Source organism: Streptomyces marokkonensis (genome assembly GCF_039539045.1).
Lineage (GTDB): Bacteria > Actinomycetota > Actinomycetes > Streptomycetales > Streptomycetaceae > Streptomyces > Streptomyces marokkonensis.
On the sequence record NZ_BAABCQ010000080.1, the window covers coordinates 21,945 to 33,650 of the forward strand.

Here is an 11,706-nt window from a genome sequence, read left to right on the forward strand (position 1 = left end):
GCATCTTCGCCGACTGCTCTTCGACCGTTCCCGGCACCGGATGGGCGCGAGGTGGCGGCCGACGTGCCCGTGGTTCGGGCACAGGCCACGCCTCTTCCCGCAAGCAAGGCGCAACACAGCGCTCCCCGCACCCGCAAGAGAGTACGAACCATGTCTTTGCCCCCGCTGCACATACCGCCGGACGGCGGCTCCCCGGTGTTCCTCGTAGGGGACACCTACACCACCTTGCTCAGCGCCGCTGACACCGGCGGTGAACTGTCCCTGGCAGAGGCCATCGTTCCGGCCGATGCCGGCCCCCCGCCGCACACCCACCATGGCGAGTCCGAGACGTTCGTTCTTCTTGACGGAACACTTCGTGTGACCGTCGGTGACGAGCAGTTCGACGTCGAGCCCGGAGGGGTTGTGTATGTCCCCAAGGGAGTTCGTCACTCTTTCAAGAACACCAGCCCGGACCACCCCGCCCGCATGTACTTCCTCTATGTGCCTGGCGGCATGGACGGCATGTTCCAGGAGATCGGCCGCCCCGGTGTCCGGGGCCAGGTCGGCCCTCCCCTCGACCCGGCCGATGTGGTCGCCATGGGCGAGGTTGCCGAGAAGTACGGCTACACCCTCGGCTGAACGACCGCCCCTCCGCGACGCCGCCGCAACCGCCGTACCCGGTGCTTGGGCGGACGTTCACCAGACGCATACCGGTCACCGGCCACGGTGCGCCGAGATGGCGTCCCACTGTGTGCAACGCCAGTGCGTTAAGGGTTCGTGCGCCCTGTCGAGAAGGCGGGACCTCTGGTAGTTCGCATGGTGTCGAAACCTTTGCGAGTGTCCCGGAGGTTCCGTTGCCGCAGAATCCTGTCAGCGTCAGGTCCGGTGCGACAGCCCTCGACGTGTATGCGCCCGGCCATCTGGGCGAGTTGACCGAGATCATCGATCCCGAGCTGATCGGTGCGGTCCTGGAGGACAGCGGTGCCCGGCAGCAGCGGCTACGGCTGCTCGACGGGGACGGTGAGGTCGGCGGTCGAGCGGTGAACGGCGGGCCGGGAGGCACCGAGCGTCCTCAGGATTCTCAGCATGCGCACGTTGTCCAAGCCGGTCATGACACTCATGGAGCAGCAGCCGAAGGTGCGGGCCTGCTCCCGGGCGTACTGCGCCAGCGTGGTGCCCAGGCCACGGCTCTGCCACGGGTCCTCGATCATGATGCCGAGTTCGGCGGTGCTGGGCTCGGTCGTGCGGACCAGGTTGGTGGTCGCGATGAGTCGCTGTGGATCGTCCTCCGGGTGGGTGACCCAGGTGAGGCCCAGGTCGGGGCGGGTCAGGTGGTGGAACTCGCCCCGGCGCAGGGAACGCCGGGCGGCCTGGTAGCGCGCGAAGCGCGTCTCGAGCGAGCAGCGGTTGTGCAGCGCGTTCACCGCGTCGAAGTCATCGAGCGTAGCGGGACGGGTGATGGTGCGGGTCCCGGTGTGCGGCAGGCAGGGGCGATGGGGTGCGGTGGTCGTCGGAGCGGGGGCGGGCATAGTGGTCCTCGGCTTGGAGTCAGGGAAGGCGGGGGCAGGGCACGGTGCAGGAGTGCGGCAACCGCCGACAGCCGTTGCGGGGCCACCGACCGGGGCTCGTCACCGTCATTTGCGGTGTCGTCCCCCATGGCAGGATCCCGGCCCCTTGGAAGGGAGTCATTCCCGTGCGGGCCCGGCCGGAGCGGGAGGCTGTCGTCCATGACGAAGCTGACCGTCGAAGCATGGTGCTCAACAGCCGTGTCGGCGACACTGCCGAACGACACGGACTGTTCGGAACACGCGCCCCGCGCCCCGCTCACCGACACGACCTCTCGGTCCGGGGCCGCAGCAGCGTTCCGGACTCAGGGGAACCCCGGACCCTCACAGATCAAGGTTCACCGGACTACGGGAGAGGGACACTCACGCGTCGGGGTCCTGGTGGTAGGCGTGACGGTCGGTGTGTGGGCCTCGGGAGGACGTGAGGAACCGGAGGGCCGACGCGACGAGCACGGTGATCAGAAGGGCGACGCTGAGCAGGAAGGTCCATTCGACCCACGCACCGCCGGACCGCCCCTCCTCGAACGCTGAGAACAGCCGTGCGCCCACGGGGTAGGAGATCATGCAGACGATGACGAGGGGCCAGAAGGACAACACCTTGAGAGGCTTGGTCCATGCGGTGAGGGCAAGGGCCACAACAGCGACCAGGGCGACGAGAACATGCATGCGATCCATGAGCCGATCCTTTCGCGCGGAATCCGCTGCGATCTCGGCCACCAGGAGGAATCGCACCTAGTCCGCGAAGCATAGACCCGCACGAGGGTGCCGCCCTTCCGGCTGCCGCCCTCGTGCGTCAGCGGTCCACGCGGCTCTGTTCCCGGTCGCCCACGGAGGAGGTGTACCCGTCCGGCACACCGGACGGGTACACCTCCTCATGCCACAGACGAGCCGAGACGCGCTCGACCGCAGTCCTGAGATGACGGCGGTAGGTGCTCAGTGACACACCCAGTCGTTCGGCCGCTGCCCGGTGCGTGGCCGTCCCTTCGACGAACGCGGTCACCGCGGCCTGGTGCGGTCCGTGCCCGCCTTGCTCCTCGGCCAGCTCGTAGACGGCCTGTTGGAGCACGGACGCCAGGTCTGCACCGCCTACGGCGGCCACCCGGCTACGCCGCAACGGATTCAGCGCGAGCTCCGACGGCCGCCGCAACGCCCGCAGTCCCGCGTGCACGGCGTCGGCGAACTCCAGCTCGGACAGTACCCCCGTCGGCGTCCGCGCCTCATCCGTGCGGACGAGGCCGGCACCGTTTACCCGATGACAGGGGTCGCGGCCGTCGCCCTCACCCGACACGGAGCGCAGCAGCCCGCGCAGCCAGTCGGAAGCGGGGAAGACCCGCACGTCACGGGCGAACAGACGCTGGGGAACGCCACCGACGTCCCAGCGGTGCTCCGTGGGAAGCAGCCCGTGCCGGCGCAGCGCCCCGTCCCAGACGCCGTCGTCCCGGAGCACGAAGAACACCCAGGCCGGTCCGCCGGTCCGCACGGTCTCCGCGACGAGGCACCGCAGCGACAGCGCCAAGGCGGATGAGGCGTCCCGTCGCTCTCGCGGGCCGGCGTGGAAGCGGGCCACCGAGATCCGCTCGTCCGCCCGCAGTGGCCCGTGCCGCCGGACGTGGTCCCAGACGGCGGCGACCACGGGATCCGCTGTCTCCGCTTCGTACGCCGTCAGCCTCAGCCAGGCCGAGCAGGCTCGCGGTGGGCCGTACGGGACTGGCCGCCGGACCCTGAACGCCTCCGGCTGGTGACGCAGCCAGAACCGTGCGTTCTCCGCGGACTCCGGCCCTTCGCAGTCCGCGGTCAGGCCGAGCACGGTGGCCTCGTCCACAAGTCTGCACGCCTCGTCCTCGTGGCTGTCCCGCGCGGCCCACTCATGGGCGGGTGGCAGCACCGCGATGTCCCGGTACAGGCGGTGCAGGGCTGCCGCAGCGTCCAGGGCGCGGTCGAAAGGCACGGTGCGTATCTGCTCCACCAGGTAGTCGTGCAGGCGCTCGTGCAGAGCGGCGAACCCGTCGGGGTTGTTCCATCTGGCGTCGTGCGCGACCGTGTTGCGCACCGCCTCGTCCAGCAGCAGACCGCATCCGACGGCCGTCACCCAGGGCTGCGCGCGCAGCCACGCGAACAACCGGGCCGCCGCGCCGGCGCCGAGTTCGGCGCGCAGCAACTCCTCCGTGACGGTCCCCGCCCGGGCGGTCACCTGCAGAGTCCGTCGGTGCTGCTCGGTGGGAAGGCCGCCGACGAGACGGTGGAACAGGACCGCGGTCAGCCGTCGGGAGACGCCCCCGTCCATGGACCACCCTGCTTCCCCACCTGTGCGGGCGGCGGCCGCGACCAGGGACAGAGCCAGGGGATTGCCGCCCGCGAACTCCCGCACGGAGACGTTCAAAGGTGGCGGCACGTCCTGGTCGCCCAGGACCCTCTTGGTCTCCTCCGCACTGAGCGCGGGCAACTTCATCGACCGGGCGCAGGCGGCCCAGCCGGGATCGGTCCTCCAGCCGAGCTGCGGCGGGGTCCTTGACGCCATGACCACGACCGCATCGCCCGGCACGTCGGGCAGGAAGCTCTCGCGCAGCCACGCCTCCAGCCCGGTGCACCGCTCCAGGCTGTCGACCAACAGGACGGGTGCGGGATCGTTAAGGACGTCACGGAACGCATCCAGGCGACCGCAGGCGTCCGCCGGCGTCCTCGCACCGTCCACCCACACCACCGTCCTGCCGGCGGCGGTCGCGTCCCAGGACAGGCGGTGCAGCAGGGCGGACTTACCGATACCGCCGGGCCCGTGCACGAAGAGGACGGGACGGGCTTCGGCTTCTCCCGCCAGCGCCGCTCGGAACGCATCCCGCTCGGCCGCCCTGCCGACGAAGGCCCGGGCACGTGCGGCGGCCACGTGCTCGCCGAGCAGACCGTCACCACAGGAGCCGGCGGGGTCCGTGGCCTTGCTGCCGCTCACTGGGTCGGCTCGGGTAGGGACTGGTCCCGGACTCACCGGAACTCCTCTGCGAAGGGATCGGTCAACCCCTCCAGTCCAACCGTCCCGGTCGTCGCCGAGCTCCGCCTTCGAGGCGAACTCGCGGATCGGCCGACCGGACGAGGTCGCTCCCCTGCTCGTCCTGGAGAACGAGTACGTGCCCCCGGACGCTCCTGCACCGACATCCGGACTGTCCGTGCTCGCGCTGACCCACGGACGAGGGGTACGCCGTCTTCCGGTGTCCCGGCGGGCCGCTGTCGGCCGGCGCGGTCTACCGTGGACCGTCATGAGCGCACTGAACTCGTGGCCGCGCCGCCGTCTGCCCCCCGCCCTGACCGACCTGGCCCTGGGCGTTCTCCTGACAGGCTGGTGCCTGGCCCTGCCCTCCCTGGTCCCTGCGAGCGAGGCCCTGCACAACGCGCCGGGCGGCTGGTGGGTCGCGCTCATCCTGGTCTGCGGTGCGCCCATTGCCGTTCATCACCGGTTCCCGCTGGCGAGCCTCGTGGTGGTCGCGGTCACCTGCAGCATCCTCCAGGCGCTGAGTTACGTCCCCCACCTCGTGGGGCCGCAGGGGACCGCGATCAGCCCCACCTACCTGTGCGCCGCGACTGCCCTGTTCCTGACCGCCGTGCGGACCGAGCACCGCACCGCCGCTCTTGTGGCGCTCCTCCACGTTCCGGCGCTGTCCGTGACGGAAGCCGTGCTGGCGCCCGCGGGCCACTGGCTTGCCGCGGGCACGACCGAGGCGGTGCTGACGGCCGCGGCCTGGTCCCTCGGCCGGCTGGTACGAACGCGGACCGCCATGCAGGATCAGGCGCTGGAGCGCGCCAAGGCGCTGGAGGGTGAACAGCTCGCCAAAGCCCGTGCCGCCGTCATGGAGGAACGCGCGCGCATCGCCCGGGAACTGCATGACATCGTCGCCCACAACGTCAGCCTCATGGTCGTGCAGACCATCGCCGCCGACCGGGTCCAGGCCCGCGACCCGGAGAAGGCCCACGAACTGCACCGCACCATCGAGGAGACCGGCCGGGCCACCGTCGCCGAGCTACGGCAACTGCTGGACGTGCTCCGCACCGACGACGAGGACGACACCGACCCCAGCAAGCAGCCACCGCAGCCCACCATCGACGCCATCCCGGCGCTGCTGGAGTCGGTACGTGCCGCCGGTCTCCAGGTCCACTGCGCCATCAGCGGGGAACCGGCCGACCTGTCGGCCGGATCGCAACTGGCGGTCTACCGGATCGTGCAGGAAGCCCTCACCAACACGCTCAAGCACGCGGGCCGCACCCGCACCGCCGTCACGCTGACGTGGGAGCACGACCGCCGCAGGCTCTCCTTGAGGATCTGCGACGCGGGCCCCGGCGAGCAGGCCGCGCCTTCACCGGCCCACGTCTTCGACCGGGGGGCGGGGCACGGGCTGGTCGGGATCCGGGAACGGGTCGCGGCCATGGGCGGCACACTGCACACCGGTCACCGGCCCGGAGGCGGTTACTGTGTGCATGCCGCCCTCCCCCTTCCGTCCGTGTACGGCCCGCCCCCGCCGGACGACCGGAGCTCCTGCGTCCTCGCCGAGCCCGTTGACCACGAGGACGGCACCGGGTCCCACGACGACGAGGCCAGGACCGTCCTCGCTCTCCCGGTCACCTGAGTCAACGCCGCGGCCGGTCCGCGGGTGACAGCAGCGGGGTTCCGGACAGTTCGTGCTCCCACATGATCCGCGTGATCCGGCGTGTCGCCCACGCCAGGTGGCGGCGGTAGGTGCTGAGGGGAAGCCCCAGGCGCCGAGCGGCGGCCGCCTGCGTCGAGGCCCCTTCGACGTAGGCGGCGGTCGCCGCCCGGTAGCCCTTGTCACCACCGCGCTCGAGCGGCAGGCTGCCGATCGCGCTGGTGGCCACGTCCTTGAGACCCATGCCGTGCGCCAGGACGAGACGACTGCGCTGGAGCGGGTTGAGCGCCAGCTCACGTGGCCGGCGCAAGGCTCGCAGAGCGGCCTTCACGGCGACGGCGAACTCCTCCTCGCCCAGCACCAGGATCTCCGCCGCCGTGCACGGATCCTTCCCGGAGCGGGCTGGACCAGGAGCGGCGCCGGTGAGCAAGGGAGCGTTCGCCGCACCCCCCAACACCGCGGGCAGGGCACGCCGGTCGCAGGCGAAGAGACGGTGACGGTGACCGTCGACGGTCACCGTGCCGGCCGTCGGCTCCATGGCGTGGTGGCGCAGATGAGAGTCCCAGAAGCCGTCGTCGCGCAGGACGGCGAACGCCCAGGCCAGTCTGTCGTCGCGGATGATCTCCCCCAGCATGTGCCCGAGGGACGCGTCCATCACGGGGGAGGGACGGTGATCGCCGTACTCGCCGACGTGGAACCGCGCCAGCGCGATGTGCTCGCCGGCCCGCACCGGCCCGTGCTTCCTGGTGTGCGCCCAGGCGGCGGCGACGACCGGGTCCTCCGCCTCCCCTTCGAAGGGCATGAGCCTCAACCACGCCGAACCTCCGACGTCCTCCTCACCGGGCCCGAGGCGGCGCAGATGGACGTTTTCGGGCTGCTCGCGTAGCCAGTGCGCGGCTATGCGCGCCGACTCCGGCCCCTCCTGGCGGCGTATCCGGCGGATCAGCGTCGCCTCGTGCCCGACCGCGCGGGGCAGCTCTTCGGCCCGGCCGCCTGACGGCCGACCGTGCGCCTCGGCCAGAAAGCGCCCGGCGCGGTGGAGGAAACGCAAGTCCCCCACTGTCTCGAGGACGCGGGAAGCGGGCCCGAGCCGCGTCCGTTCGAGCAGGTGGCCCCGGATCCTCCGGTGCAGTTCTGCGAATCCGGCCGGATCACGCCAGCGCAGATCGGCTCTCAGCGCCTCGCGTACGACGGCGTGGGGGGCCACACCGAGCCGGGTGGTCTGGACGAACGGCTGGTCGCGCAGCCAGAGGAAGAGATCCTCGCCCTGGTCACCGAGGACCGCCCGCAGCAACGCCACCGAAGTGACACGGGCCTGGGCGCACACGTCCAGGGCTGCCTGGTGAGCCTCGTCGGGCGGGGTACCGACGAGCCGGCGCAGCAGAGTGGCGGCGGCGTCCTGGCCCAGCGGAGGATCCGCGTGATCGGCACCGCCATCGGTCTCCGTGCGCACCGCCGCCTCCGCGGCCAGGGCGAGAGCCAGGGGGTGCCCTCCGGTGAACTCCAGCAGGGCGTCGTGCAGGTGAGGGAGCACGCCTCGCTGCCGGAGGAACGCCGCTGCGTCGGGCTTGCTCAGACCGCCGAGGGGCAGTACACGCAGCAGCCCCGTCCAGCCCGGGTCGGCCGGCCAGTGAGGGTCAGGCTCGTGGCGGCTCGCCACGACGGCCACGGTGCCCCAGGGGAGGCGGGGTAGGCACTCCTCACGCAACCAGTCCTCCAAGGACCGGCAGTGCTCGAAGGAATCGACGAGCAGAACGGCTCCAGGCTCCCGCGTGACGGGACGTACGGCACGCGTGAACGCATCGGCGGTCGCCGGCGTGGTCCGCCCGTCGACCCGTACGACGGTGCGGCCTGCGGCACGGGCCTCCAGCGCGAACCGGCGCAAGAGCATCGACTTGCCCGTGCCCTCCGGACCGTGCAGGTAGAGAACGCAGGCGGCGCCGGATGCTCCGTGCAACGCTGCGCGGAAGAAGTGGAGCTCATGCCTGCGTCCGAGGAATGAACGCTCCCGGACTCGTTCCAACCGCCGGCCCAGGCTGCCGCCGCGCGTGCTCACTCACTCCGCCTCTCCGTCTCGCCCGACGCGCCCGGGCCGCTGACCGCGACAGCGCGGAGCGCGGCCGCGACGGGAGTACTCCGAGAGGAGCATATGCGTCCGTGGATCACCAAGAGCGGCCGCCCACGAGGGGCGGAGAGTTCGTCGCCCCTGCACCCTCGGCGGCCGCCGTTGAGCACAGGTGAGCACATGGCGACCACCGCTTGAGCAGCCGGTGGCGCGCGGGGGTGCCGAGCATGGAACGGACCCGCCACACGAGTACCACCCCCCGCCACACGAGTACCACCCCCATGCCCATGCCCATGCCCACAACTGCGATGTCCTCCTCCTGCCCCGTCGATGTCGTCCTCTCACTGCGCCGGCAGAAGACAGCCCGTCTGCTGCGCACCATGCGCCCGTACCACGTGCTGCCGGCCCTGTCCCACTCATGGGGTTCCGCACCGGCCTACATGTCGCTGCTGCGCAGGCCCGACGGACTGACCGTCCTCGATGTGTCAGAGGACGGCGGAACGGACCGACTTGAGCAGCGCGTGCGCGTGCTCAGCACGATCTCCTCGGTCGTGGTGCTGGCCCCCCGGGACGTGGACGTGGTCGCCACGCTGCGTGCGGGGGCCGTCAACGTGCTCCCCCGGGACACCCCTCCTAGGGAGTTGGCCGGACGGATCGTCGCCGAACGCAGGTGGATCGATCTCTCTTCGAGGCGTCAACGCCTGCGGGCACCGTCCCAGAGTCGTCCGCAGGTCGTGCCTCACCAGGCTTCTCAGCAGGTGTTGTTGGAACTTCTAAGCCTGCCTTCCCGTGAGTGGTGTTGTCACGATCTGGGTCTGCTGCTCGGCACCGCCGGGGAGCCGGTGAGCAAACGGGCGCTGCAAGCCCGTGTGATGCGTCTGAACGGACGTCTGGCGCCGTACGGGGTCTCTGTCGACGCCGTACACCGGTGGGGCCGGACCAGGTACTCGGGTGTACGCGAGGCCGTGCCGTACGAGGTGCCGCCCGCGCAGTCGCCGTTGCGCCTCTGATTTCACGCCCCGGATGCGCTGACGACTCGTTCGTGGGAGGCCGTCAGGGAGGAGCAGCCTGTCAGCGGACGGTGGAAGCGTGCCCGACCGGTGTGACCAGGCCGGCGTCGTAGGCCAGGATCACCGCTTGTACCCGGTCCCGCAGATGGTACTTCTCCAGGATATGAGCGATGTGTGTCCTGACCGTGTTCTTGCTGACGTCCAACTCCTGAGCGATCTCCTCGTTGGACAGCCCCCGACTCAGCGCACGCAACACGTCGACCTCGCGGGCCGTGAGATGCTCCAGCCGCCTGGACGCGGCCCCGACGGCCGGCTGAGGCAGACGGGCGAAGCGGTCCAGAAGCCGCCGAGTGACACGGGGGGACAGGACCGCGTCACCGGCGGCCACCATCCGTACCGCCTCCACCAGAGACTGTGCGGGCCCGTCCTTGAGCAGGAAACCGACGGCCCCGGCCCTGAGAGCGTCCAGGACGTGCCGATCCAGGTCGAACGTGGTCAACATCACGACCTGGGCTTCCGCACCGGACTCCACGATGCGCCGGGTGGCCTCGACACCGTCCGTGCCGGGCATGCGGACGTCCATCAGGACGACGTCCGGCCGCAGGGCGAGGACCTGCTCAACAGCGGAGTCGCCGTCGGACGCCTCACCGAGAACGGCGATGTCCGGTTCGCATTCGAGGATGAGACGGAAACCGGTGCGGATCATCTGCTGGTCGTCGACCAGCAGAACGCGGACGGACTCCATGGAAGAGGCTTCCTTCGTGCGGTGCACCGGCGTGCGGTGCGGGTGAAACGGGCGGCCGACTCGACTGCCGCCCGAGCGATGCGCTGACGACGAGCATGTGTACCGGCTCTCGATGACGACAGATCACGATATCTGCACGGGTCGTCCGGGACGCGCTGGGTCGATGCGCGCAGCGTGACGCAGCCGACGTGGAGAGACGAGAAGGCACGCTGCTCCGGCCTGGCGACTGATCAAGCCGGCCCGAGAGGGTTGCTCCAGCAACTGAGGAATCATCTGTCGGATCTCTCCGCCTTCGCCTTACCGCCTCACGTGCCCCACAGCATGCAGTACACGCTTACGCAGAAGTAAATCACGATCAACTTCGTGAAGCGTGCCGTCCGGGCGAGGGCCTGCGTTCGCGGGCGGTGCTGACACCGCACGACCGCCGGTATCGCCGTGGGACACCGTGCCGCCGTGCCACGTCCTCCTGTGATCCGATGGGCTCGCTGCCCCGATCAGGGGCCGAAGGCTCAACGAAGGGAACCACCGTGGCAACCACGCGCTCCGCGCACACCGTCTGGGAAGGCAACCTGCTCGAGGGCAACGGCGTCGTCACCTTCGACTCGTCCGGCATCGGCGAGCAGCCGGTGTCGTGGCCGTCGCGCGCCGAGCAGGCGAACGGCAGGACCAGCCCGGAGGAGCTGATCGCCGCCGCCCACTCCAGCTGCTTCTCCATGGCACTGTCGCACGGCCTGACCGGCGCCGGCACCCCGCCCACCAAGCTCACCACCTCCGCCGACGTCACCTTCCAGCCCGGCGAGGGCATCAAGGGCATCCACCTCACGGTGGAGGGCACCGTCCCCGGCCTCGACAACGACACCTTCGTCGCCGCCGCCGAGGACGCCAAGAAGAACTGCCCGGTCAGCCAGGCCCTGACCGGCACGACCATCACCCTGACCGCGAAGCTGGCCTGAAACAGGGGCGGGGACCGCCACATGACGTGTCGGGAGGGAGCCGGTTCTGTGACGGAACTGCGGTGCAGTCCCCCAGAGGTCTGACTCACGCACCCGCTGAAGACACGTAGTGGCGATTCGACGTGGGCAGGCCACGGCGTTGCCACCGGAGGCCGGCGCGGCCTCGCCGGCCTGCCACCCTCACGGGCGGCGGGCCGGCCCCCTTCTTGTCGTCCCTTGTCTGCTCGGCGCAGGGGGGCGTGCCGGCTTCCGGCCGTATGCGGGTGCCGAGGTCGTCCAGCGGGCCGCCGGCGGTCATCATGCCTCTACTGGTCAGCAGGGCCGGCTCGCCAGACTTGGCCACGGCGCCGTTCGGCTGCTGGTCGGAGGTGCGTAGGCCGACGGCGAAGCCACTGCTGCGACAACAGTCGATCATGACGACCTTCTGTGGCGCGACGCACTGTTCCAACAGCTCATCGAAGAAACCGGCGCTAACACCGGTCTCGGCCACCCGGTCGAAGTCGGTGTCCTGGGCGACGACGTCGAACTCGCCGCCGTCTCTGACCCGTCTTACACCGTGCCCCGAGATGCACAGCAGGGCCAGTTCGTCCTCGTCGCAGGCCGTAAGAAACTCGCCGATGGCCAGTCGCATGTCATCGGCGGTGAGGTCGGTCTCCGTCTGGCTGGAGATGAAGCTGCCGATATTTCACGGACCCTGCTCTTCAAGCTTTATAGCCTACGACTCCGCTTCTGATGGCCGTCATGGCCGTGTGAGCCCGGCC

Annotated in this window: 10 protein-coding genes; 4 read left to right on the forward strand and 6 right to left on the reverse strand. The window is 70.3% G+C overall.

Going from position 1 to position 11,706, the window contains the following annotated elements; genetic code table 11:
* Nucleotides 1-150: 150 nt before the first annotated feature.
* Nucleotides 151-618 carry a cupin domain-containing protein gene (locus tag ABEA26_RS20520; RefSeq protein WP_345594225.1) on the forward strand — a complete coding sequence of 156 codons (468 nt, stop codon included), beginning with the start codon at nt 151-153 and terminating at the stop codon, nt 616-618.
* 359 nt (nt 619-977) lie between these two features.
* On the opposite strand, the gene ABEA26_RS20525 is transcribed toward ABEA26_RS20520, so the two are convergent.
* The 3 genes from ABEA26_RS20525 to ABEA26_RS20535 form a co-directional block, all read right to left on the reverse strand.
* Entirely contained in the window at nt 978-1,508 is a 531-nt protein-coding gene (locus ABEA26_RS20525; RefSeq protein ID WP_345594227.1) for a GNAT family N-acetyltransferase, read from the reverse strand.
* A gap of 399 nt (nt 1,509-1,907) precedes the next feature.
* Complete coding sequence (locus tag ABEA26_RS20530) at nt 1,908-2,219, reverse strand: hypothetical protein (RefSeq protein ID WP_282869531.1); 312 nt, start codon at nt 2,217-2,219, stop codon at nt 1,908-1,910.
* Between the two features lie 118 nt (nt 2,220-2,337).
* On the reverse strand, nt 2,338-4,488 hold the full coding sequence (locus ABEA26_RS20535) for an AAA family ATPase (RefSeq protein ID WP_345594229.1): 2,151 nt from the start codon (nt 4,486-4,488) through the stop codon (nt 2,338-2,340).
* A gap of 304 nt (nt 4,489-4,792) precedes the next feature.
* Between ABEA26_RS20535 and ABEA26_RS20540 the strand changes: the two genes are divergently transcribed.
* Complete coding sequence (locus tag ABEA26_RS20540; protein WP_345594231.1) at nt 4,793-6,154, forward strand: sensor histidine kinase; 1,362 nt, start codon at nt 4,793-4,795, stop codon at nt 6,152-6,154.
* Nucleotide 6,155: 1 nt separating this feature from the next.
* Here the strand turns inward: ABEA26_RS20540 and ABEA26_RS20545 are convergent, their stop codons facing one another.
* The gene (locus tag ABEA26_RS20545; RefSeq protein ID WP_345594232.1) at nt 6,156-8,129 is read right to left on the reverse strand and encodes a P-loop NTPase family protein; all 1,974 of its coding nucleotides are present in this window, start codon (nt 8,127-8,129) and stop codon (nt 6,156-6,158) included.
* 401 nt (nt 8,130-8,530) lie between these two features.
* On the opposite strand from ABEA26_RS20545, the gene ABEA26_RS20550 reads away from it, so the two are divergent.
* A complete protein-coding gene (locus tag ABEA26_RS20550; RefSeq protein WP_328660074.1) occupies nt 8,531-9,247 on the forward strand; it encodes a hypothetical protein in 717 nt (238 codons plus the stop codon).
* A 61-nt stretch (nt 9,248-9,308) separates the two neighbouring features.
* Here the strand turns inward: ABEA26_RS20550 and ABEA26_RS20555 are convergent, their stop codons facing one another.
* Nucleotides 9,309-9,992 carry a response regulator gene (locus tag ABEA26_RS20555; protein WP_055469926.1) on the reverse strand — a complete coding sequence of 228 codons (684 nt, stop codon included), beginning with the start codon at nt 9,990-9,992 and terminating at the stop codon, nt 9,309-9,311.
* Between the two features lie 527 nt (nt 9,993-10,519).
* Between ABEA26_RS20555 and ABEA26_RS20560 the strand changes: the two genes are divergently transcribed.
* Nucleotides 10,520-10,945: an OsmC family protein gene (locus tag ABEA26_RS20560; RefSeq protein WP_055469927.1), complete on the forward strand. Its 426-nt coding sequence runs from the start codon at nt 10,520-10,522 to the stop codon at nt 10,943-10,945.
* Nucleotides 10,946-11,030: 85 nt separating this feature from the next.
* On the opposite strand, the gene ABEA26_RS20565 is transcribed toward ABEA26_RS20560, so the two are convergent.
* Nucleotides 11,031-11,627, reverse strand: coding sequence for a caspase family protein (locus tag ABEA26_RS20565; protein ID WP_345594240.1), 597 nt, complete (start codon nt 11,625-11,627; stop codon nt 11,031-11,033).
* Nucleotides 11,628-11,706 lie beyond the last annotated feature (79 nt).